At 65.7% G+C, this 22,445-nt stretch carries 22 protein-coding genes; 14 read left to right on the forward strand and 8 right to left on the reverse strand.

Going from position 1 to position 22,445, the window contains the following annotated elements; all coding sequences use genetic code 11:
- Positions 1-187 precede the first annotated feature (187 nt).
- From HT578_RS07845 to HT578_RS07855, 3 genes are all read right to left on the reverse strand, one after another.
- Positions 188-592, reverse strand: a complete 405-nt coding sequence (locus HT578_RS07845; protein ID WP_213503489.1) for a hypothetical protein — start codon at positions 590-592, stop codon at positions 188-190.
- A 189-nt stretch (positions 593-781) separates the two neighbouring features.
- A complete protein-coding gene (gene desA / locus HT578_RS07850) occupies positions 782-2,191 on the reverse strand; it encodes a syringate O-demethylase (protein WP_213503497.1) in 1,410 nt (469 codons plus the stop codon).
- Positions 2,192-2,244: 53 nt separating this feature from the next.
- Positions 2,245-3,003 (reverse strand): alpha/beta fold hydrolase, encoded by a 759-nt coding sequence (locus tag HT578_RS07855; RefSeq protein WP_213503499.1) that lies wholly within the window; start codon positions 3,001-3,003, stop codon positions 2,245-2,247.
- A gap of 75 nt (positions 3,004-3,078) precedes the next feature.
- Between HT578_RS07855 and HT578_RS07860 the strand changes: the two genes are divergently transcribed.
- From HT578_RS07860 to HT578_RS07885, 6 genes are all read left to right on the forward strand, one after another.
- Positions 3,079-3,948: a methylenetetrahydrofolate reductase gene (locus HT578_RS07860; RefSeq protein ID WP_213503508.1), complete on the forward strand. Its 870-nt coding sequence runs from the start codon at positions 3,079-3,081 to the stop codon at positions 3,946-3,948.
- Between the two features lie 108 nt (positions 3,949-4,056).
- Positions 4,057-4,914 (forward strand): formyltetrahydrofolate deformylase, encoded by an 858-nt coding sequence (gene purU / locus HT578_RS07865; RefSeq protein ID WP_213503510.1) that lies wholly within the window; start codon positions 4,057-4,059, stop codon positions 4,912-4,914.
- Between the two features lie 4 nt (positions 4,915-4,918).
- Positions 4,919-5,788: a bifunctional 5,10-methylenetetrahydrofolate dehydrogenase/5,10-methenyltetrahydrofolate cyclohydrolase gene (locus tag HT578_RS07870; RefSeq protein ID WP_213503512.1), complete on the forward strand. Its 870-nt coding sequence runs from the start codon at positions 4,919-4,921 to the stop codon at positions 5,786-5,788.
- Positions 5,785-6,210 carry a dihydroneopterin aldolase gene (locus tag HT578_RS07875; RefSeq protein ID WP_213503514.1) on the forward strand — a complete coding sequence of 142 codons (426 nt, stop codon included), beginning with the start codon at positions 5,785-5,787 and terminating at the stop codon, positions 6,208-6,210. Before HT578_RS07870 ends, HT578_RS07875 begins: the two co-directional genes overlap by 4 nt.
- Positions 6,207-6,617: a protocatechuate 4,5-dioxygenase subunit alpha gene (gene ligA / locus HT578_RS07880; RefSeq protein WP_039391059.1), complete on the forward strand. Its 411-nt coding sequence runs from the start codon at positions 6,207-6,209 to the stop codon at positions 6,615-6,617. Before HT578_RS07875 ends, ligA begins: the two co-directional genes overlap by 4 nt.
- A 22-nt stretch (positions 6,618-6,639) precedes the next feature.
- Positions 6,640-7,485 (forward strand): class III extradiol dioxygenase subunit beta, encoded by an 846-nt coding sequence (locus HT578_RS07885; RefSeq protein WP_039391058.1) that lies wholly within the window; start codon positions 6,640-6,642, stop codon positions 7,483-7,485.
- A 111-nt stretch (positions 7,486-7,596) separates the two neighbouring features.
- On the opposite strand, the gene HT578_RS07890 is transcribed toward HT578_RS07885, so the two are convergent.
- Positions 7,597-8,910, reverse strand: coding sequence for an MFS transporter (locus HT578_RS07890; RefSeq protein ID WP_039391057.1), 1,314 nt, complete (start codon positions 8,908-8,910; stop codon positions 7,597-7,599).
- A 190-nt stretch (positions 8,911-9,100) separates the two neighbouring features.
- On the opposite strand from HT578_RS07890, the gene cyoA reads away from it, so the two are divergent.
- From cyoA to HT578_RS07930, 8 genes are all read left to right on the forward strand, one after another.
- Positions 9,101-10,366: a ubiquinol oxidase subunit II gene (gene cyoA / locus HT578_RS07895; RefSeq protein WP_039391055.1), complete on the forward strand. Its 1,266-nt coding sequence runs from the start codon at positions 9,101-9,103 to the stop codon at positions 10,364-10,366.
- A gap of 4 nt (positions 10,367-10,370) precedes the next feature.
- A complete protein-coding gene (gene cyoB, locus HT578_RS07900; RefSeq protein ID WP_213503516.1) occupies positions 10,371-12,380 on the forward strand; it encodes a cytochrome o ubiquinol oxidase subunit I in 2,010 nt (669 codons plus the stop codon).
- Positions 12,381-12,407: 27 nt separating this feature from the next.
- Positions 12,408-13,043 (forward strand): cytochrome o ubiquinol oxidase subunit III, encoded by a 636-nt coding sequence (gene cyoC, locus HT578_RS07905; protein ID WP_052322373.1) that lies wholly within the window; start codon positions 12,408-12,410, stop codon positions 13,041-13,043.
- A complete protein-coding gene (gene cyoD / locus HT578_RS07910) occupies positions 13,043-13,423 on the forward strand; it encodes a cytochrome o ubiquinol oxidase subunit IV (protein WP_039391053.1) in 381 nt (126 codons plus the stop codon). The genes cyoC and cyoD overlap by 1 nt, the downstream gene beginning before the upstream one ends.
- A gap of 17 nt (positions 13,424-13,440) precedes the next feature.
- Positions 13,441-14,178, forward strand: coding sequence for an SURF1 family protein (locus tag HT578_RS07915; RefSeq protein ID WP_239026554.1), 738 nt, complete (start codon positions 13,441-13,443; stop codon positions 14,176-14,178).
- Complete coding sequence (locus HT578_RS07920; protein WP_422394378.1) at positions 14,148-15,473, forward strand: ATP-binding protein; 1,326 nt, start codon at positions 14,148-14,150, stop codon at positions 15,471-15,473. Before HT578_RS07915 ends, HT578_RS07920 begins: the two co-directional genes overlap by 31 nt.
- Positions 15,470-16,036, forward strand: coding sequence for a response regulator transcription factor (locus tag HT578_RS07925; RefSeq protein WP_052322235.1), 567 nt, complete (start codon positions 15,470-15,472; stop codon positions 16,034-16,036). The genes HT578_RS07920 and HT578_RS07925 overlap by 4 nt, the downstream gene beginning before the upstream one ends.
- Before the next feature lie 432 nt (positions 16,037-16,468).
- Positions 16,469-16,906, forward strand: coding sequence for a PilZ domain-containing protein (locus HT578_RS07930; protein ID WP_239026555.1), 438 nt, complete (start codon positions 16,469-16,471; stop codon positions 16,904-16,906).
- A gap of 166 nt (positions 16,907-17,072) precedes the next feature.
- Here HT578_RS07930 and HT578_RS07935 read toward each other — a convergent pair whose 3' ends face one another.
- The 4 genes from HT578_RS07935 to HT578_RS07950 all read right to left on the reverse strand — a co-directional run bounded on the left by HT578_RS07935 (position 17,073) and on the right by HT578_RS07950 (position 22,427).
- Positions 17,073-18,047 carry a helix-turn-helix domain-containing protein gene (locus HT578_RS07935; protein WP_213503518.1) on the reverse strand — a complete coding sequence of 325 codons (975 nt, stop codon included), beginning with the start codon at positions 18,045-18,047 and terminating at the stop codon, positions 17,073-17,075.
- A gap of 83 nt (positions 18,048-18,130) precedes the next feature.
- Positions 18,131-19,141, reverse strand: coding sequence for a ferrochelatase (gene hemH, locus HT578_RS07940; protein WP_213503520.1), 1,011 nt, complete (start codon positions 19,139-19,141; stop codon positions 18,131-18,133).
- A complete protein-coding gene (locus HT578_RS07945; protein WP_213503548.1) occupies positions 19,141-21,411 on the reverse strand; it encodes a molybdopterin cofactor-binding domain-containing protein in 2,271 nt (756 codons plus the stop codon). Before HT578_RS07945 ends, hemH begins: the two co-directional genes overlap by 1 nt.
- Positions 21,411-22,427, reverse strand: a complete 1,017-nt coding sequence (locus tag HT578_RS07950; protein ID WP_213503556.1) for an Mrp/NBP35 family ATP-binding protein — start codon at positions 22,425-22,427, stop codon at positions 21,411-21,413. Before HT578_RS07950 ends, HT578_RS07945 begins: the two co-directional genes overlap by 1 nt.
- Positions 22,428-22,445 lie beyond the last annotated feature (18 nt).

Below are 22,445 nucleotides of genomic sequence, written 5' to 3' on the forward strand. Positions count from 1 at the left end.
AGGAATATTGCTCCCTTGAGCAATTACCTTCATCCGGCCCAAGCGAGTTGCGCAACGCTCACCTCTGTCTCTCTGAGCAGCATGGCCAATGACAAGCGTCCGGTTCCGACCCCTTATGGATATTCAGGTTCGACCGGCTCAATATCTGACATGGCGGAGAAAGCAGACGTCAAGCCTGGCGCATTGATCACAACATGCCGACAATGACGACACGGCTGCCCCCTTCACTTGGGATGAAACCTACGAGAGTGTCGGTTACCGCAGAGGGCCAGAAAAGAAAGACTTCCTCACCGTTTCGAGACTTACGCGTTTCATGATATTTCAATTCGCCGACCAATTCTGGATGCCGCAGATTAAGGCAATCGAAATTAAATCGACTGCTATCAACCCGTTCCTGCGTCTCGTGGCTTGTAGAAGTCTTAATAGGGAAGCGGTCTTCTAACTCGGCAAACCAGATATTTTCAGATACAAACGAATCGCAATGCGTTGGCTGGCTTGAACAGCCAGTAAGAAGAACCGCAAACATCATAACTTGAAATTTGTGGCATTGACCCATTGAAAACACCATTCCCCATATCCGGCCGAGTTTCATTCGCCCCGCAATTCGTCGTTAGCTGACATTGGGCAATGAAAATGGCAATGCCCGCAGCCACCCTAAGCAGATGGCCCACGTAGCGACAAATTTTGCCCCGCCACCTCAGCGCAGCGCCACAAAAAAGGGGCCGCCGGTGTCCCGGCAGCCCCTCCTCTCTCACTCGCGTCAGAGTGTTCGGGTGTTCGTTCAGGCCTTGGCCTTGGTGCGCCAGCCGTCGGCGTAGTTGTCGCGGGCGACTTCCGAATAGGGGACCGAGGCGACGACCGCCTTGATCTGGGTCTGCTCGTGCGGCTCGACGGTGGGCTTGCGGGTGCCGCCGTTGGGCTCGCCCCAGACCAGCGTCACTTCGGTGCCCGGCTCGGCGATGCTTTCATCGACCATGGCGAGCGAGAGGAAGCGGCCCTCGTTCTGGGTGTAACCGATCCAGGTCGAGATACCGGCCATCTTGCCGTCGGCGTCGAGCACCATGTCGTAGGGGTGCATCGCGTAGACCGCGCTCGGATAGTCCATGTACTTGGCGCGCGGCGCGCCCTTGGTCAGCATCGAGGACTGGACGCGCATCACGTCTTCGTTGTCGAGCGCGAGCGTGACCTTCTTGCGCTTGGGCTGGTCGACCATCTTTTCAAGCGCTTCGCGGCCGATGAAGTCATGGTCGAACTTGACCATGATGCCATAGCCCAGCTCCCACGGGTTGAGGTAGTAGTCCTCGATGTTGTCCGAGACGAACGAGCCGCCCAGCGACGTCATGCCCTCATAGCACTTGGCGCCGGCCCATTCGCGGAAGCCCTTGGAGCCTTCGCCGGTGTAGAGCGCGGGCAGCGGCGAGGGAATCCAGCCCGATTCCAGAGTGTTCGAGCTGTAGGTACGGCCGCCCGAGGGACGGATGCCGAATTCCTCACCCGCCGCCAGGAGCGCGGTGCGCACCTTGTCGTAGTCCTTCCAGGGGCCGAACAGTTCATAGCCCGGCTGGCCGGCCATGCCGTGGCGCAGCGCGCGCACTTCGACACCGTCGATCATGACCGGCGCCATGTGGAAGAACTTGAGGTCGGGCGGGGTCTGGCCCATCGCCTTTTCCAGCGTCTTCATGGCGTTGGGGCCCTGGAGCTGGAAGCGGTAGTTGCGGCGGTAGCCCTGCTGGTCGGCCGGACGCGCGGCGGTGCGCTCGTCACGCTCGACCTTGACGTTCCACTTGCCGGTCTGGGCCCAGTACTCGACCCACTCGATGGTCGGCGCGCGGCCGACGAGCTCGAAGGTCTCTTCCTCGAGGTAGAACAGGATGACGTCGCCGATGACGTAGCCTTCGGGGGTAACCGGCGCGAACTGCTTGGCGCGGTTCGGCTTGAAGCCCTTGAAGCTGTTGGGCGCGAGGTACGAAAGCATCTCGAAGGCGTCGGGGCCAGTGACCAGAAGGTCCACCATGTGGAAGCTCTGGTTGAAGAGCACGGCCGTCTCGGCCCAGGCGCGCTGTTCGTCGCGCCAGTTCGAGTATTCGCCCGGAACGCCCGGATAGACGTTGGGACCAGTCTGCTGGTTACGCAGGAACTCGACGATATCTCCCTTTTCGTCGAGCAGCTGCTGAAGGGTTTGTCCGGTCATGTCAGCTATGCCTTTCAGGTTGGTTGGTTATTGTTTGGGTTCGGGTGTGAACTTCAGGCGGCGGACGGCGCGTCGACGCTGGCCTTGAGCCAGCGGCGCAGCGCCGCATTGAAAGCCTCGGGCGCCTCGGCCGGAGCCATGTGGCCGGCCTTGGGGATCACCGTCAGCGGACAGGGATCGGCCCAGTGGGGCGCGATGGTATCGGCAATGTCCTGGTGCTGCGACGGCGGCGCCCAGGCATCGTCCTCGCCCACCATCAGCGCGACGGGGCAGGTGAGCGACGAGAGTACGTCCTCGACATCGGGGCGGTGGAGGAGCGCCTCGATCTGCGCCTCGAAGACCTCCTGCCCGGCGCGCAGGCACATCGTGCGCAGCGCCTGGTAGAGATCGGCGTCCTCGCGGCGCTCAGGCCCGATCATCGGGGGAAGCCAGGTGTCGACGAGCGCGCCGAAGCCTTGCGTGCGGCCAATATCGCGCAGCGCGTGGCGCTTGGCGGGCTCACCCTCGCGCACGGGATGGATGCCCGTGTCGGCCAGCGCCAGGCGCACGACGCGCGTGGGCGCCATACGGCAGACCTCGAGCGCGACGCGCGCGCCCATGGAATGGCCAAACAGCGATACGCGCGGAGGAATACGGTCGAGCACGTAATCGGCCATGGCCTCAAGGCTGTCCGCCCCGCCATAAAAACCATCGATTACCATCGCTTCGGGAAACGCGTCGAGCTGCGCGCCGAACATCCCCGAGTCGCACAACAGACCCGGCAGAATCACGAGCGCTTCGGCGCCCTCCTCTTCCCATTTTTTCGTATCCATGAATTTTCATCTATACGAAGCGAGCGCGCTGCGCTAGAGGGTAATGCAACAAGACTGAGAAGGGAGAGAGAATCGGTGAGCACTCCGATCATCCATCCGAACTGGGCGCGTCCGGCCATCAACATGGTGGAAGGCTACTCGCTTGAAATGACCGCCAAGGACATCGAGTCGCTGCGCGAAGCGGCCCCCGGCATTGCGCCCGAGACCCCGATTGCCGTGACCTTCCTGCCCGGTGAAGCCTTCGAGGCCCGCATTGCGGCGGCCCGCCTCGTGCGCGAGCTCGGCTTCGAACCGATGCCGCACTTCTCGGCGCGCCGGATCGTCTCCGAGGACGAATTCCGCGAGTACCTGAAGGCCGTGACCAGGGAAGCGGGCGTGAAGCGCTGCTTCGTCATCGCGGGCGACCCCTCCGAGCCGGAAGGTCCCTTCGCGGACAGCTCCGCGCTGATCGCGACCGGCGCTTTCGAAGATGCCGGGATCACCGCGATCGGCATCGGCGGCCACCCCGAAGGCCACCCCAACATGTCGGACGAGGAATGCTGGAGCGTGCTCCAGACCAAGTGCGACGAGATCGAGAAGCGCGGCATGGCCCCGCTGATCGTCACCCAGTTCGCGTTCGACGCGGGCGCTGTCCTGTCCTGGCTCGCCGAACTGCGCAAGCGCGGCCTCACCGCGCCGGTGCGCCTGGGCATTCCGGGGCCTGCGGGCATCAAGACCCTGATGCGCTTTGCCGCGCGCTGCGGCGTAGGCGCTTCGGCTTCGGTGCTGACCAAGTACGGCATCTCGATCACCAAGCTGATCGGCACCGCGGGCCCGGACAAGCTGGTCGACCAGATCGAGAAGGGCCTGACCGAAGAACACGGCGCGGTGCGCCTGCACTTCTACCCCTTCGGCGGCCTCACCAAGACGGTGGGCTGGATCAACGACTACGCCAAGTCCCACTGATTTTCCGCCCGTCCCCCGCAGCGCGCGGGGACGGGTCTCCGCGTGCCGCCCGACCAGCGCTGGCGCGCCAAGCAGAACAACAATATCTCTAGAGAGGAGTCCCACCCCGTGAGCACGACCTATTCGTTGCGCCTGCAGTGCCAGGACAAGGCCGGCATCGTGGCCGCCGTTTCGGTATTCCTGGCCGAACGCGGCGGCAATATCGTCGACGCGCAGCAGTTCCATGACCAGCTTTCGGGCCGGTTCTTCATGCGCATCGAATTCATTCCTGGCGAAGACCAGACCGTCGAGGGCCTGACCAAGGGCTTTGCCGAGAAGGTCGCGACCGAGGACATGGAGTGGGGCCTTCGCGACAACGCGGTGCCCAAGAAGGTGCTGCTGATGGTCTCCAAGTGGGACCACTGCCTGGGTGACCTTCTCTACCGCAACCGCATCGGCGAACTGGGCATGGAGGTGGTCGGCATTGTCTCGAACCACCCCAAGGAAGTGCTCCACACCTCCCTGATGAACGGCCTGCCCTACCACCACCTGCCGATCACCAAGGACACCAAGCCCCAGCAGGAAGCGCAGATCAAGCAGGTCGTGAACGAGACCGGCGCTGAACTGATCGTGCTCGCGCGCTACATGCAGATCCTCTCGGACGATCTTGCCGCATTCCTTTCGGGCCGCTGCATCAACATCCACCACTCGTTCCTGCCCGGCTTCAAGGGCGCCAAGCCTTACCACCAGGCCTTCGACCGCGGCGTCAAGATGATTGGTGCGACCGCGCACTACGTCACCGCCGACCTCGACGAAGGCCCGATCATCCACCAGGACGTGGAGCGCGTGACCCACGCCGACATGCCCGAGGAACTGGTCCGCAAGGGCCGCGACATCGAGCGCCGCGTGCTGGCTGAAGCCGTGCGCCTGCATCTGGATGACCGCGTCTTCATGAACGGGGCCCGCACCGTCGTCTTCAAGGACTGACCCGATGGCGGAGCGTATCGACGGGAAGGCAATGGCCCGGGCCATGCTGGCCGAGACCACGGCCGCCGTGGCCGACCTCGAGGCGCGGGGGATCTCCCCCGCCCTCGCCGTCGTCCTCGTCGGCGCGGACCCGGCCAGCGAAGTCTATGTCGGGCGCAAGGTGCGCGAGTGCGAGAAGGCGGGTATCCGCTCGATCGAGCACCGCCTTGCCGCCGACACCGACGAGGACGCGCTGATCGCGCTCATCGACGAGATGAACGTGGACGGCGCCATTCACGGCATCCTCATCCAGCTGCCGCTGCCCGCCCACATCAACGCCAGCCGGGTCCTTGACCGGATCACGCCGGGCAAGGACGTCGACGGCTTCCACCCGGTCAATGTCGGGCGCCTCTCGACCGGCACCGGCGGCCTTGTCCCGTGCACGCCGCTGGGCATCATGAAGCTGCTCGACTCGGTGATCGAGGACTACCGCGGCCTCGATGCCGTGGTGATCGGCAAGTCGAACATCGTGGGCAAGCCCGTGGCCATGCTCCTCCTCGAACGCGAAGCGACGGTCACGGTCACCCACATCGAGACCAAGGGCCTGCCCGACATCGCCCGCAAGGCCGACATCATCGTCGCCGCTGCAGGTGCCCCGCACCTGGTGCGCGGTTACTGGGTCAAGGAAGGCGCGGTCGTCATCGATGTCGGCATCACCCGCGTCACCGACCACGACGGCCATACGAAGATCGTGGGCGACTGCGCCACGCACGAGCTGGAACACGCCCGCGCGGTGACGCCCGTGCCCGGAGGCGTGGGCCCCATGACCATCGCCTGCCTCCTTGCCAACACGGTGAGCGCAGCGCGCGCCACTCTCGAAAGCGAACCGGCATGAACCAGATTGCACCGCAAGGCTTTACCGGCGTCACCACCCATGCGCTCACCACCGTAAGGGTGCGTGACCTGGAGCTTCTGGCCGATATCGGCATCAACCCCGACGAGGTGGGACGGCGCCAGCCGCTCGTCCTCACTGTCGAGCTGGAGCTGACCGGCACGGGCATCACCGCGATCGACGAGACCGTCGACTACCGCCGTGTGGTGGCCGCCGCCGAAGCGCTCGCGCTCGTCCACATCCCGCTGATCGAGACCTTCGGCCAGCGCCTGGCCGAGGAGTGCCTCGGCTGGCCCTGCGTCCAGCAGGCGCGCGTCAGCATCGACAAGCCCTTTGCCCTCACCCGCGGCATGGCGGGCGTCGAGGTCATCATGACAAGACCGGTCCGCTTCCCCGGGCCCAATGGAGAGGAGAGCCGCCCATGACCCGCGTCACCGACGTCGCGTCCTACCTGGCCGAATTCGACGACATTCCCGGCACCCGCGTGTTCATCGCAAAGCGCGCGCGCGCCGGCTACCACCTCAACCAGTTCGCGATGAGCCTGATGAAGCCGGAGAACCGCGAACGCTTCAAGGCTGATGAACGCGCCTATCTGGATGAGTGGCCGATGAGCGAGGAGCAGAAGGAAGCCCTGCTCGCGCGGGACTACAACCGCCTGCTCGATCTTGGCGGCAACGTCTACTTCCTCGCCAAGGTCTTCTCTACCGACGGCCTCTCCTTCGTCCAGGCGGTCTCCACCATGACCGGCATGAGCGTCGAGGAGTACCAGGCGATGATGGTGGCGGGCGGCCGCTCGCCCGAAGGCGCGCGCTCGATCAAAGACAAGACCTGAAGTTTCCAAAGGAGAGATCCCGATGGCCCGCATCACCGCCGGAATCGGCTGCAGCCACGTCCCCGTCCTGGGCTTTGCCCATGACCACAAGAAGACCCAGGAACCGATCTTCAAGCCCGCCTTCGACGGGTTCGACTGGACCCGCAAATGGATCAAGGACGAGGCCAAGCCCGACGTCGTGATCCTGGTCTACAACGACCACGCCAGCTTCTTCGACATGAAGATCATCCCGACCTTCGCGATCGGCTGCGGCGAGCGTTTCGGGATCTGCGACGAAGGCTTCGGCCCCCGCCCCGTGCCCGATGTCGAAGGCAGCCCGGACCTGGCCTGGCACATCGCCCAGAGCCTGATCCTCGATGAATTCGACATGACCATCGTCAACGAGATGGACGTCGACCATGGCCTGACCGTTCCGCTCACCATGATGTACGGCGATGTGCCGGAATGGCCGGTGAAGGTGATCCCGCTCGCGGTGAACGTCGTGACCTACCCGCCGCCGTCGGGCAATCGCTGCTGGGCGCTGGGCGAGGCCATCGCGCGCGCGGTCGCGAGCTTCCCCGAAGACCTCAACGTGCAGGTCTGGGGCACGGGCGGCATGAGCCACCAGTTGCAGGGTCCGCGCGCGGGCCTGATCAACGCCGAGTGGGACAACCGCTTCCTCGACAAGCTCACCGGCGACACCGACGAGCTGCGCATGATCGAGCACGTCGAGTACCTGCGCGAGACCGGCTCGGAAGGCATCGAGATGGTCATGTGGCTGATCATGCGCGGCGCGCTCGGCAAGGCAACCAAGGCGCTCCACCGCCACTACCACGTGCCGGTCTCCAACACCGCGCTGGGGCACATCGTGCTTGAGCCGACCGGCTGACGAAGCCCTCTCCCGACACACGAAAAGGCCCGGTTACGCAGGTAGCGTAACCGGGCCTTTTTCATGCCTGCTCGTAAGGCGGCCTCCCCCGGAAGGGAGGCCGGGACACTCTTAGCGGCGGCTTGCGAGGCTGCGGTTGAACCACAGCGCGAGCAGCGTCGCGACCGCACCCGAGAAGAGGTAGGCGCCCGAAGCCATGAGGCCGAAGTTGGCCGAGAGCAGTAGCGCGACGAGCGGCGCGAAACCGGCACCGAAGAGCCAGGCAAGGTCGCTGGTCAGCGCCGAGCCGGTGTAGCGGTACTCGGTCGGGAATTCGGAGGAGACAACGCCCGAGGACTGGCCGAAGGCGAGGCCCAGGATGATGAAGCCAATGACCATGAACAGGATCTCGCCCATGGCGCCGCCATCGAGGAGGAGCGGCGCGAAGCCCGAGAACACGGCAATGGCGACCGCGCACGAGCCGAGCAGCGTGCGGCGGCCGAACTTGTCGGCAAGGTAGCCCGAAGCGAGCACGGCGACGACGCCGAAGGCCGCAGCCATCGCTTCGATCAGGAGGAAGCTGACCGGCGTGTCCGAGGTAAACAGGAACACCCACGAAAGCGGGAAGACGGTGACCATGTGGAACAGCGCGAAGCTGGCGAGCGGGGCGAAAGCGCCCAGAACGATGGTCTTGCCGGCCTTGCTCAGGGTCGAGCCGATGCTGGTGGCCTGCAGGTCACGGGTGTCGAAGAGGTGCTGGAATTCTTCGGTGACCACGATGCGCAGACGCGCAAAGAGCGCGACGACGTTGATCGCGAAGGCCACGAAGAACGGGAAGCGCCAGCCGAAGGCGAGGAAGTCCTCGGCCGGAAGCGCGGTCACCATGTAGGCGAACAGCAGGCTGGCCACCATCAGGCCGAAGGGCGCGCCAAGCTGCGGGATCATGGCGTACCAGCCACGCTTTTCCTCAGGCGCATTGAGCGCGAGGAGCGAGGCAAGGCCGTCCCAGGTACCGCCGAGCGCGAAGCCCTGGCCCAGACGCAGCAGCGCCAGCGCCCAGATCGTGCTCGCCCCGACCGTCTCGTAGGCAGGCAGGAACGCGATGGCCGCGGTCGATCCGCCCAAGAGGAACAGCGCGATGGTGAGCTTGGTGCCGCGGCCGTAGGCACGGTCGATCGCCATGAAGAAGACCGAACCGAAGGGGCGGGCGACGAAGGCCAGCGCGAAGATCGCGAACGAGTAGATCGTGCCCGTCAGCGCATCCACGAAGGGAAAGAACAGCGAAGGGAACACGAGCACCGAGGCGATGCCGTAGACGAAGAAGTCGAAGAACTCCGAGGTACGCCCGATGATCACGCCGATCGCGATCTCGCCGGGCGAGGGTTCGTGGTGCCCCTTCAAGGCTGGGAGCCCCAGGGCTTCGCGGGTCGGACTAAGTGTGCTCATTGCAATACTGCGGCCTTCATCTGTCATGACTGGTTGGGCCCTATCGGACCGGCAGGCACGAATCATTTTTCAGGCGCCACGCGGAGCGCCCGGATCGATACCTGTGGCCCTATCGTCATTGATACGCATCAAGTGGATTGGACAAAATGTCCTATGTTCGCTCTCGCAGCATAGTCCTAGGCGCAGCGCCATGCGCTCTCCAGAGTCCCGAACGATGCCGCGCCGTCCTGTAGCGCCGCCCCGAGCCCCAGTCACCCGCATCGCCGCCGCACTGGCGCTGACGGGTGCCCTTTCCGCCTGCAACACCGTCGTGCTCAAGCCGGCGGGTGACGTTGCGCAGCAGCAGGGGGACCTCGTCGTCATATCGACCCTCCTGATGCTGCTCATCATCGTCCCCGTCATTGGACTGACGCTGTTCTTCGCGTTCAAGTACCGCGCGTCGAACAAGGAGGCGAACTACCAGCCCGACTGGGATCACTCGACCCAGCTCGAACTGGTCATCTGGGCCGCTCCGCTGCTCATCATCATCTGCCTGGGCGCCCTGACCTGGGTGAGCACGCACCTTCTCGATCCCTACCGCACCATCGGGCGAATCGATCCCGAAACCCCGATCAGCGCGCAAGCTGAACCGCTCGAGGTCGACGTCGTCGCGCTCGACTGGAAGTGGCTGTTCATCTACCCCGAGCAGGGCGTCGCGACGGTCAACGAACTGGTCGTTCCCACCAACCGCCCGCTGCACTTCCGCATCACCGCATCGAGCGTGATGAACTCGTTCTACGTGCCCGCGATGGCCGGCCAGATCTATGCCATGCCCGGCATGGAGACCCGCCTCAACGCGGTCATGAACCGTACCGGTGACGATTTCATCGGCTTCTCCGCCAACTACTCGGGCGCGGGCTTCTCGGGCATGCGCTTCCCGGTCCGTTCGGTCGACGATGCCGGCTTCGCCGCGTGGGTCGCGGACGTGAAGGACGGCGGCGAGAAGGCGGCCGGCACGCTGGATGCGCCCAAGTACCTCGACCTTGAAAAGCCCAGCGAGAACGTTCCCGCGATGCACTTCGCGAACGTCGACGCCAAGCTCTACGGCCGCATCGTCGACATGTGCGTCGAGCCCGGCAAGATGTGCATGAGCGAAATGATGGCGATCGATGCGCGTGGTGGTCTGGGCAAGGCCGGCATCCACAACGTCGAGATGCTGACCTACGACAAGCACGGCCGCGAGGCCGCCCTCGATGCGACCCGCAACCCCGACGCCGCGCTCACCCGCGAACTGGCCTGGGTGCGCGCCCTGTGCGAGCAGGAAGCCGGAGCCGTCATCGACAACACCGTTGTGGCGCCCGCGGACAAGAACTCGCTGACCGGGTTCGGCCTCTCGGCCCCGCAGTCGCTCTCGCTGGCTGGCCAGAACGACTCCCAGAGCACGCCGGCTCGCCCCTCCAAGACTTCCCGGAACTAAGACCATGGCAATCGAAGCCGTAGATCATTCGCACTGGAGCCCGCTATTGGGCCGCCTGTGGTGGGACGCGATCCCACCCGACCCGATCGTGTGGGCCACTTTCGCCGGCGTGATGCTGGGCGGTATCGCCCTCGTCGCCGCCCTCACCTACTTCAAGGTCTGGGGCTATCTCTGGAAGGAGTGGTTCACCAGCGTGGACCACAAGAAGATCGGCATCATGTACATGGTGCTGGGCCTTGTCATGTTCATCCGCGGCTTTGCCGACGCGATCATGATGCGCCTCCAGCAGGCGCTCGCCTTCGGGGGCAGCGAGGGCTACCTCAACGCCCACCACTTCGACCAGGTCTTCACCGCCCACGGCGTGATCATGATCTTCTTTGCGGCCATGCCGTTCGTGACCGGTTTCATGAACTACGTGGTTCCGCTCCAGATCGGTGCCCGCGACGTCAGCTTCCCGTTCCTGAACAACTTCAGCTTCTGGATGACGACTTCGGGCGCGGTCCTGATCATGGCCTCGCTGTTCATCGGTGAGTTCGGGCAGACCGGCTGGCTGGCCTATCCCCCGCTTTCGGGCATTGCCTATAGTCCCTACGTGGGTGTCGACTACTGGATCTGGTCTCTCCAGATCGCCGGTGTCGGTACGCTGCTCTCGGGCGTCAACCTGATCTGCACCATCGTCAAGATGCGCGCACCGGGCATGAACATGATGAAGATGCCGATCTTCACCTGGACCGCCCTTTGCACCAACATCCTGATCGTGGCGGCCTTCCCGGTCCTGACCGCGGTTCTGACCATGCTCTCGATGGACCGCTACCTGGGCTTCAACTTCTTCACCAACGATCTTGGCGGCAGCGCCATGATGTACGTGAACCTGATCTGGATCTGGGGTCACCCCGAGGTCTACATCCTGATCCTGCCGATCTTCGGCGTGTTCTCGGAAATCACCGCCACCTTCTGCGGCAAGCGCCTCTTCGGCTACACCTCGATGGTCTACGCCACGATGGTCATCACCATCCTGTCGTACATCGTGTGGCTGCACCACTTCTTCACGATGGGTTCGGGCGCGAGCGTCAACTCGTTCTTCGGCATCACCACCATGGTGATCTCGATCCCGACCGGTGCAAAGCTGTTCAACTGGCTCTTCACCATGTACCGCGGTCGCATCCGCTTCGAACTGCCCATGATGTGGACGGTTGCTTTCATGGTCACCTTCACCATCGGCGGCATGACCGGCGTGCTGCTCGCCGTTCCCCCGGCGGACTTCGTCCTCCACAACTCGCTGTTCCTGATCGCCCACTTCCACAACGTGATCATCGGCGGCGTCGTCTTCGGTGTCTTTGCCGGCATCAACTTCTGGTGGCCCAAGGCCTTCGGCTTCAAGCTCCATGAGGGTCTCGGCAAGATCTCGTTCTGGTGCTGGGTGGTGGGCTTCTACCTTGCCTTCATGCCGCTCTACGTGCTCGGTCTCATGGGCGTTACCCGCCGCATGCGCGTGTTCGACGACCCGAGCCTGCACATCTGGTTCATCGTTGCCGCCATCGGCGCCGCGGTGATCGCAGCGGGCATCGGCGCCTTCGTCCTCCAGGTCGCCTTCTCGATCTGGAAGCGCAAGGAACTGGCCTGCGACGGCGACCCCTGGGGCGGCCGTACGCTGGAGTGGTCGACCACCTCGCCCCCGCCGCACTACAACTTCGCGTTCACCCCGGTCGTCCACGACATCGACGCCTGGGAAGACATGAAGCGCTGCGACGTGGCCGCGCCCAAGTCGGGCTTCCTGGACATCCACATGCCCAAGAACACCGGCACCGGCATCATCCTGGGCGGGATCGCCACGGTCTTCGGCTTTGCCATGATCTGGCAGATCTGGTGGCTGGCCGCGATCACCTTCGTGGGCATGATCGGCTACTCGATCGCCCATACCTTCAACTACAACCGCGACTATTACATCCCTGCCGATGAAGTCGCGGAAACCGAAGCGGCGGCCCATGGCCAGCCCCTGCCCGCAGGAGCCTGAACCATGACCGCCACGACACGGGACACCATGACCAACTCGACCGCGACCGCGGCAAGCCCCGAAGCGCGCACCGCCGCCTTCTACGAGCTGGAGCCGCACCACCATCCCGAAGGCGCCAGCACCATGCTGGGCTTCTGGATCTACCTGATGAGCGACTGCCTCATCTTCGCGATGCTCTTCGCGGCCTACGGCGTTCTCGGCGGCAACTTTGCCGCCGGGCCCGGCCCCAAGGACCTGTTCGAGCTGCCGCTCATCGCGGTGAATACCGCGATGCTGCTGTTCTCCTCGATCACCTACGGCTTCGCGATGCTGGTGATGGAAAAGGGCAAGGTCCGCGCGACGCAGGGGTGGCTGCTGGTCACCGCCGTCTTCGGCGCGTGCTTCCTCGCCATCGAGCTCTACGAGTTCTCGCACCTGATCCATGAAGGCGCCGGCCCCTGGCGCTCGGGCTTCCTCACCGCGTTCTTCTCGCTGGTGGGCACCCACGGCCTGCACGTCACCTTCGGCCTGATCTGGCTGTTCACGCTCGTCGTGCAGCTTTCGAAGAAGGGCCTGACCCCGGCCAACCAGCGCCGTCTGCAGTGCCTCTCGCTGTTCTGGCACTTCCTCGACGTCATCTGGATCGGCGTCTTCACCTTCGTCTACCTGATGGGAATGCTGTGATGAGCGACCACTCCAACCCCCACGCGGAAGATCACCACGACGACCACGGCGCCGGCCACGGCACCATGCGCGACTACGTGATCGGCTTCCTGCTCTCGGTCATCCTCACCGCCATTCCCTTCTGGCTGGTGATGACCGACGCGATTGCCGACAAGGCGACCACCGCCATCGTCATCATGGCCTTCGCGATCGTGCAGATCGTCGTGCACATGATCTACTTCCTGCACATGAACACCAAGTCCAACAACGGCTGGACGGTCATGGCCCTGATCTTCACGATCATCATCGTGGTCATTGCCCTCTCCGGCTCGCTGTGGGTCATGCATCACCTGAACACCAACATGATGCCGATGCCCCACGATATGGGACAGCTGCCCTGACCCGGCCTGTGGCCGACATGGACACGCAGAAAGAAGCGCGGCGGCCCTGGGGGCTCGCCGCGTTTCTCCTTCTGGCCGCTGTCCTCTTCCTTGCGCTCGGCATCTGGCAGGTCCAGCGCATGCACTGGAAGCACGACCTGATCGCCCGCGTGAACGCACGTGTCACCGCCGCGCCCGTCACGCTCCCCACACCCGATGCGCTCAGCCGAATGCACACGGATTCCTACGAATACCTGCGCGTCGAGATCGCCGGGCAGTACCGCCCCGCCGCCACCGCCCTCGTGCGCGCGGCCACGGCCCTTGGCACCGGTTACTGGACGATGACCCTTCTCGAGACCGGGGAGGGTCGCAAGGTCTGGATCAACCGGGGCTACCTGCCCTCAGGCACCGACCTTGCCACCGCCCGCGCCAGCGCGCCCGAAGGCCCCGTCCGCGTGATCGGCCTCGTGCGCCTCTCAGAACCCGATGGTAGCCTCCTGCAAGCGAACCGGCCCGCCGACGAGCGCTGGTACTCGCGCGACCTGGCTGCGCTCTCGGCAACCCGCGGGACAGGCCCGAGCGAACCGGTCTTCATCGACGTCCAGGACGAGAAGGCGGACCGTCCAGCCACGGGCGAAACGCCTGTTCCCGGCCTCACCGTCATCCAGTTTCCGGACAACCACCTCGGCTACGCGCTGACCTGGTTTGCGCTTTGCGCACTCTCGCTTTTCGGAATTTTCCTTGCATGGAGGCGCACAGGCCGCTCATTGGCCTGATGCACCTCATGGCCCCGCCCCCCGCGACCCGCTCGGAAAGCTGGCGCAACGTCTACCTGCTGATGCAGCTGCGCTGGATCGCGGTGATCGGCCAGCTCGTGACAATCGTGGGGGTGGCCCAGCTTTTCGCGGTGCGCCTGCCGCTCGGCCCGCTCCTGCTGGCGCCGCTGTTCCTGATCGTCCTCAACTTCACGATCGCAGGCGTCCTTGCGCGGCGCACCAGCTTCCCCCAGCCCGAGCTGTTTTCCGCGCTCCTCATCGATGTCGGCGTGCTCACCTGGCAGCTCTACCACTCGGGCGGAGCGACCAACCCCTTCACCTTCCTGTTCCTGCTGCAGATCGTCATCGGCGCGGTGATCCTGGAGAAGCAGTGGAGCTGGGCCATCGCGGCCATTGCCAGCCTCGCCGTCTTTGCCCTCACCTTCGTCTACATCCCGCTCGAATTGCCCGCCGAGCATCTCGACAATCCCTTCGGCCTCTACCTCCTGGGCAGCCTGTTCTGCTTCATCCTCACCGCCGTACTGCTCGTCGTCTTCGTGATCCGGCTCGACCGCAACCGACGCGACAGCACCAGCGCGCTCGCCGAGCTCCAGCAGCAGGCGGCCGAGGAAGACCACATCATCCGCATGGGCCTGCTCGCCTCGGGCGCGGCACACGAACTGGGCACGCCCCTCTCGCTGCTCTCGGTCGTGCTCGGGGACTGGGCGCGCCTCCCCCGCATCGCTGACGATCCGGAGCTGAGCGAGGACCTCACCGCCATGCGCACCGAGCTCGAGCGCTGCAAGACCATCGTTGGCGGGATCCTCATGTCGGCGGGCGAGATGCGCGGCGTGAACCCGGCCGTCACCACCGTACGGGCCTTCTTCGAGGACCTCCTTGCCGAATGGGATGCCCGCCGCGAGGGCGAACTGCGCTTCCTCGACGAGATTGGCGAGGACATCGTGATCGTTGCCGATCCGGGCCTTCGCCAGGTCATCGGCAATGTCATCGACAACGCGCAGGAAGTCTCGCCCGAACTCGTTGTCCTGGCGCTCGAACGTCGCGGCGAGGACATCATCGTCACCGTGACCGACCGGGGCCCCGGCTTCACGCCTGAAATGCTGGCGCGCGTGGGTCAGCCCTATTCCTCGACCAAGGGGCGTCCGGGTGGTGGCCTTGGCCTGTTCCTTGTCGTAAACGTGGTGCGCAAGCTTGGCGGACAGGTTCAGGTCGCGAACCTGGAAGCCGGCGGCGCCCGCGTGCGCTTGACCCTGCCCCTCGCCGCGCTTGCCTACACCAAGGACGACACGCCATGACCACCCTGCCCGAAGACGGGCCAGCCCCCACCGAGCCCCCCGCCCCCAGCCTGCTTATCGTCGAGGACGATCCAGCCTTCTCGCGCACGCTGGCCCGCTCGTTCGAGCGGCGCGGCTACCGCGTGGCTTGCGCGGCCAGCGCGCAGGAAGCCGCCGAGCTCGCCCGCGCGGACCACTTCGCCTACGCGGTCGTGGACCTGAAGCTGGGGACCGATTCCGGCCTCACCGTGGTGCAGGACCTGCACGAGCACGATCCCGACACCCACATCGTCGTCCTCACCGGCTTTGCCAGCATCGCCACCGCTGTCGAAGCGATCAAGCTCGGCGCCTCGCACTACCTCGCCAAGCCCAGCAATTCCGACGACATCGAGGCCGCCTTCGCCAGCAAGCAGGGCGACGCCAGCATCCCGGTCGAGGGACGCAAGACCTCGATCAAGACGCTGGAATGGGAATACATCCACCAGACCTTGGTGGAATGTGACTTCAACATCTCCGAAGCCGCCCGCCGCCTCGGCCTTCATCGCCGCACTCTTGCCCGCAAGCTGGAAAAGCGCCGGCTGTAGCGCAGGCATCGGACAAGCAAGGAAGCTGCCTCCTCCTGCGGCCCGGATTTCCACCCGAGAGAAGATCCCGGCCTGAGGTTCACCTGGCACACCCCGATAGAAATCCCGGCCAAGACAGGAGAATGCTTCCGAGGGCCATCGCCCTCGAGCTCCCCAAACTGTCCAGCCCCCATTTCACACGCCACCTTGCCCGAGAAGGGTGGGGACGCCCATTCGGGGGGCAAGGAGCGAGGCCCCTTGCAAGGATCACTGCGTTTTCCAATATGGCCGGCGTGTGATCCACCAGCACATATACCGCCATCAGGCTACATGCCGTGGCGCGTCCCGACTGCAGCACCTTCGCGTGCCCTTTCTCCGCACAATTGCGGATAGGGCATTTCGCGGGTTCAACCCTAACGCCGCAGCAGCCCATTTCGTGACAAGACGCTCACCATGCGCGAAACCGATCCCTCCGATTGCCATGTACGCCGCAGGACCATCAGCCGGGCCGCGCTCGAAAACCGTCCCGAGGTGCCCTCCGGACGGCGTAGCCAGAGCCGCCTGCGCGTTCGGCTACCCGCACGGATCGAAACCCTAGCCGAAGACTTCCAGGTCATTCTGGCCGACCTTTCCGGCAACGGCGCCCGCTTCCTGACCGACGCGCGGCTCGCCCCGGGCAGCGAAGTCGTGCTCGCCTGGGGCCGCCACGAAGCCTTTGGCGAGGTCGTCTGGTGCGCCCACAACCAGTGCGGCCTTGCCTTTGTCGAACCGCTCGATCGGCGCGTCCTTCTCGACACCCGCGCCCTCAACGATGCAGCCCAACTGCCCGACGATCGCGCCATGCTCAAGCAGATCGCTTCCCAGTGGGTGCGCGGCGTACGGCGTCTCTAGTTCGGCTTGCCAACTCACCGGGCTCCTCCAGCTGGATCCCTCACGTCCCGCCCGCGCCTTGGTCGAGACAGCCGAGGTTTCCGATTCCGGGGTCAAGGGGCGATGGCCCCTTGGAAAAATTCTCCCTTCTTCATGTTATAGGCCCCTGAGGCCAAACTCCCCACGCTCAAAGCGGCATCGCCCCAGTCAGTTCGAGCTGCGCGAAATAGCGCGCCATCGCATCCTGCGTGGATTGGGACAGCGCGATGAAGGCCCGCCGCCGGTCGCTGTCATCGCACACGCGCACGAACAGCCCGGCTTCCACCATCTGGCCAATCCAGCGCAGCGCCGTCGTCGGGGGTACGCCTGAGGCGATGCACAGCGATGTTACCGAAACACGTTTCCCCTCCCCTTGCGAGGCGGTGAGATCGAGCAGCATGTCCCACGCCGGATCGGCAAAAAGATCGCCTTCGAAGAAGCGCCCGCGCTGCTGGCGCTGGCGCAGGATCCGGCGCACCAGCGCAGCCGGGGGAAGTTCAGGGAGCGTATCGGCCTTGGCGGCCGCTCCAGGCTTCGTTTCGACCCTTTGGCCGAAGTCGAAGACAGGACCATTGCCCACTGCCCCTGCTCCCGATCCGGGTCCCAGCCGCTGGATCTGCCCGGCGATCTGGCCGACCTGTTCGGTCAGCCGCAGCAGCATCAGGCGGTCATCCTCGGACAGCTCGCGCAAACGCGTCTGGCCAAAGCTTGCCATGACCCGGCCAAGCGCGAGCACGCGTTCCGCCCGGTCGGGATCGACCAGCAGGATCGGATCGGACTGGTCCATGCACGAAAAGACGCAGTCGAGCGCCTCCACCGATGTCGATACGATGAGCCGGGTGCCCGAACGCCGGGCCGTCTGATCGAGGCGCGCCAGCATGGCGGTGCCGCGCGCATCCACCTGCGGACAATCGACAAGAACGATGTCACCCAGCGGGCGGACATCCTCGAACGCGAGGTCCTCCAGGCTTCCCGTCGCGGTGACTTCCAGCCCGGCGGCAACCGCGTCTTCGCGAACGCCCGCGCGCAGATTGGGCCTGTCCGCGTAGATCGAGAGCCGGGTGCGTGCCTGCCCGGCCTCCCCATAGGCGAAATCCCTGTGCGAAACGTCCGTCCCTCGCATCTGCCCGACTCCGTAAAATTCCGATGGAACAGGAGTAGAACAAAGAAGAATGGCGTCAATCGCGCGGCCCGGTTAAATTCCTGTCACCATCCACCAAGTTCCTGACGAACAAGAACTTCCAGCATCTCGATGCCGATGGGCTTGGCGTTGAGGCAGGTCAGTGTCGCGAAGTCCCGGCCTCCCGCCTCCTCGAACTGTTCGCGTCCGCGCAAGGCCAGTTCTTCGAGTGTCTCCACGCAATCGGCCGAGAAACCCGGAGCCGCCACCGCGATCCGCTTCGTGCCAGCCGCCGCTTCCTTCGCCAGGACCACGTCGGTCGCCGGCTCCAGCCACTTGGCGCGCCCGAAGCGCGACTGGAAGCTCGTTTCGACCCGCAGATCGGGCAGGCGCCGGGCGAGGCGTTCAGAAAGCAGGCGCGCGGTCTTGCGGCATTGGCAGTGGTAGGGATCGCCCAGGTGCAGTGTGCGTTCGGGCATGCCGTGGAAGGAGAGCAGCAGCACCTCGGGCACGAACGCCAGCGCCTCGATCTCTGCGGCCAGGTCCTCTTCGAGCGCCGCGACGTGGGCGGGATGGTCGTAGTAGGGGGGCAGCGTGCGGATCGCCGGTTGCCAACGCATACCCTTCAGCGCCTCGCCCAGCTTGTCCATGACCGAGGCCGTCGTTGCGCCCGAATACTGCGGGTAGAGCGGCGCGATGAGGATGCGGTCGCACCCCTCCTCCTTCAGGGCCTGGAGCCGGTCGGGGATCGAGGGATTGCCGTAGCGCATGGCCCAGTCGACCCGGACATCCTCGCCCAGGCGCTCCTGCAGCGCCTCGGCCTGGTCGCTGGTGATGGCGGCCAAGGGCGAGCCCTTCTCGGTCCAGACCTGACTATAGGCATGTGCGGACTTGGCCGGGCGCGTGCGCAGGATGATGCCGTGCAGGATCGGCTTCCAGGCGAGCGGCGGGATCTCGATCACGCGCGGGTCGGACAGGAACTCGGCAAGATAGCGGCGCACGGCCGGCGCGGTGGGCGCCTCGGGCGTGCCCAGGTTGACCAGCAGAACGCCGATACGCCCCACAGGGGCCGCCGGATGAGTGTCGGGACGCAGCATCACAGTTCCTCGGAAAAAAGCGGCAAACGCCGGAAACGAAGCCCGGTTGCCGAGAAAAGCGCATTGGCGAGCGCGGGCGCCGCGACAGCAACACCCAGTTCGCCCGGATCGACCGGCTCGGCATCGCTGGTGACGAAGGCGACCTCGATCTCGGGCGTGTCCTTCAATGTCGGCAGGCCCAGTTCGCCCAGGGTCTCGATCTGGGGGCGGCCTGTCACGTAGCGGGTGCTGCAGCCCAGGGCGAGGCCGAGCCCGAACAGCAAGCCGCCTTCGATCTGCTGGCGCGCGATGTCGGTGTTCACGATCCGCCCGATGTCGGCCACCGCGCTCAGCCGTTCGACCTTCACCCCGCCTTCTTCGCGCCGGACACTGGCGATGGCCGCAATGTAGCCGCCGCCCAGCGCATGGCAGGCGAGCCCCTGCCCGCTCTGGTTCGCGCCCCCGTCCCACTGCGCCAGGGAGGCGACACGCTGCAGGCATTCGGCGAGGCGCGGCGTCTGGCCGAGCAACGCCATGCGCAGCGCCAGGGGCTCTTTCTGATGGCGGTGGGCCATCTCGTCGAAGAAGCACTCGGTAAAGAAGGCGGTGTAGCCATGCGCGTTGCCGCGAAGGCGCCCGGTAGGCAGCGCAATGCGCGCAGGCACATGATCGATCTCGATATGCGGAATGGCGTAGACCGGCACCGCGCCCTCCAGGACCAGCGCATCCTCTTCGCCGTCAACCGCCGCGATGGCCTGTGCCGATGTATCGCCATCGATCAGGCGGCGGCCGAACTCACGCGCGCTGGCCGGCACCGCGATGCGCGCGCGCCAGGCCCCGATGCCGCCATTGGTGTCCGGGCGCCCGGCCATGACTGCGACGGCGGGCGTACGCGGAAAACCGGCGCGATGCTCCTCGGCGCGCGACCAGACGAGCTGGACGGGCCGTCCCGCATCCCGCGCAAGGCTCGCCACCTGGCCTGCAAGAGCGACTTCGAGCCGCCGGTCGAAACTGCCACCCAGCGGCATCGGGTAGAGGACGACCTGCGAAGGCGAGAGCCCGGCGGCCTCGGCCGCCATGCGCTTTGCAGCTTCGGGCGCCTGCGTCCCGATCCACAGTTCGAGGAGGCCGTCTTCAAGCCGCGCGGTGGCCGCCGCCGTCTCGATCCCGGCGTGCAGCGCGGGCGTCACCTCATAGCGCAGCTGAACCGGCAACGCGCCGCCGGTAAGATCCATGTCCCCCTGGCCGAAGACACGGTGGGCGTGGCCATCGCGAAGGGCCGTGTCGAGCGCGGTCTCGACCTCGGCGCTGTCGACGCCACCGGCAAAGCGGAACAGCGGCTGCATGCGTTCCAGCGCGGTCTCGGCCGCCCAGCCGTTGCTGGCGAGCGCGGCCACCCAGGCAACGCCCTGCGTTTCGCCTTTCACGATCCGCTCGAAGCCGTGCACCTCCTTGCCCCGGGCCTCGTCGATCGTTTCGAGACGGCTCGACGCCGCGATGGGGCCATGCCGGATCGCGGCGTGGAGCATGCCGGGCAAACGCACATCGCCTGCAAAGGTCCACGAGCCATCAACCTTGGAGGGCAGATCCAAACGCGGGAAGGCAAGCTCGGCACCGGGCGGGAAGTCGCTCGGGTCCTCGGCCGGCGCCACGGGCTGGAGCGGGGGCACATCGGGCGGGTCCAGACGGCTCGCCGCCTCGGCTAACGCGCCGAAGGGCAAGGTCTGCTCCCCGTGGCGGACGAGACCATCGGCGACGGTGCATTCCTCCCACGCCACGCCCCAACGCTCGGCGGCGGCCTGCATCAGGAGCGCGCGGGTTGATGCGGCCGCGGCGCGCGCGGGGGCTTCGTAGGCGGCGAGCGCGGTGCCGTCGGCGGTGACGTTGAAGCGGTTATCCTCAGCCCAGCGGCGGGTGACGAGGTCCTCGGGCTGCTCAACGAGGCGCGGCGCGGCGGGCAGCCACATCTCGCCCCAGCGGGCAGCGAGGACAGTGTTGGCATAGTGCGCGCTGACCGGCGCGGGCTCGACCGCGACCTGGCGCCAGTCCGCGCCCAGTTCCATCGCGACGATCTGCGGCAGGAGCGTGGTAATCCCCTGCCCCATCTCCACCTGCGGGACGGCGACGGTGACGACGCCCTGGCGCGAGATCTTGATCCAGGCGTCGAAGGCCTGTTCGTCGGGGCCGGGCTGGAGCGGCAGCGGAAAGCTGCGCGGGCGCAGCAACCAGCCGACGGCAAGTCCGCCGCCGACAAGTCCCCCTATCAGGATGCCCCGACGCGTGACGCGCATCAGTTGCTCTCCGCGCCCGCCGTGCTGTCCAGCCACGCGGCGACCTGCTGCCCCAGCGCGGCAAAGGCCTCGGCCTGCTTGCCCTCACCGGCCGCAGGCGGCGTTCCGGCATCGCTCTGCGTTCGGATGGCGATGTCGAGCGGGATGCGCCCGAGGAAAGGGACGCCCAGTTCCTGCGCCGAGGCCTGCGCCCCGCCGCACCCGAAGGGATCGCTTTCCTCGCCGCAATGGGGGCAGATGTAGCCCGCCATGTTCTCGACCAGGCCCACGATCGGTACGCCGCCCTTGGTGAACAGCTCGATCGCGCGGGTCGCGTCGATCAGCGCCAGGTCCTGCGGGGTCGAGACGATGACCGCCCCTGCCGGCTTGAACTTCTGGAGCATGGTCAGCTGCACGTCGCCCGTACCCGGCGGGAGGTCGACGACGAGCACGTCGGCGTCCTCCCAGTGGGCTTCCAGGAGCTGCGTCAGCGCGCCTGCTGCCATCGGCCCGCGCCACGCAATCGCCTGCCCGGGTTCGGAGAGGTGCGCCATCGAAAGCACCGGCACGCCCCAGGGGCTTGCCACCGGAACCAGCCGCTTGTCGTGGGCGACCGGCTTGATGCCCTCGGTGCCGAGGAGACGCGCCTGCGAGGGGCCGTAGATATCGGCATCGACGAGGCCGACCTTGAGCCCCTGGCGCGCGAGGGCGACAGCCAGGTTGGTCGAAAGCGTCGACTTGCCGACCCCGCCCTTGCCCGAGCCGACCGCGAGAATGCGCGGGGCCGCCTTGACGGCACCGGCGTCCTTGTCGGCCATGAAGGCGATGCGCACTTCGGCGATATCCTCTTCGCGCAGCAGCGCCTTGCGCGCCGCGATCTCTAGCGCGGCGCGATCCCTTGCGGAAAGTCCGGAGGCCTCAAGGATCAGCGTGACCGTAGCTTCGGCGCAACGCAGCGATTGCAGGCGCTCGCGCGCCTGGGCGGGAAGAAGCGCGCGCAGCGCCTCGGTATCGGGAGTGCTGTCGGGGGTGCTCATGACAGGGGCGTCGCTTTG

The organism is Novosphingobium decolorationis (assembly GCF_018417475.1).
Classification (GTDB): Bacteria; Pseudomonadota; Alphaproteobacteria; order Sphingomonadales; family Sphingomonadaceae; genus Novosphingobium; species Novosphingobium decolorationis.